This is a genomic window from Staphylococcus pasteuri, assembly GCF_030547725.1.
GTDB classification, from domain to species: Bacteria; Bacillota; Bacilli; order Staphylococcales; family Staphylococcaceae; genus Staphylococcus; species Staphylococcus pasteuri.
The window spans coordinates 1-241 of sequence record NZ_JAUOQO010000844.1; the positions used below are offsets into that span (position 1 = coordinate 1).

Here is a 241-nt window from a genome sequence, read left to right on the forward strand (position 1 = left end):
GTGGTCAACATGGAAAAGGCCGCATAGGGCAGATCAATTTCCACCAGCCCATCCCGGATCGCAGCCGCATCCAGAATGGTGGTCACCGAAGCGCGCAGAATATTGTCCTGGCCCTGCTGGGCCACCTGGGTGGCAAAGTTGCGGATGGCAAAGAACAGCAACAGGGCCAGAAGCGCGGCACCGCCGATCAGCGTCAACACCAGCCGATTGCGCAGCGACATCGAGATGGGCAGGCTAGATT

1 protein-coding gene is annotated in these 241 nt (G+C 59.8%); it reads right to left on the bottom strand.

All coding sequences use genetic code 11. The annotated features are described in order from the left end of the window. A partial coding sequence (locus tag Q4528_RS15695) for a sensor histidine kinase N-terminal domain-containing protein (protein WP_303522649.1) occupies positions 1-221 on the bottom strand: 221 nt, incomplete at its 3' end. Between the last annotated feature and the right edge of the window lie 20 nt (positions 222-241).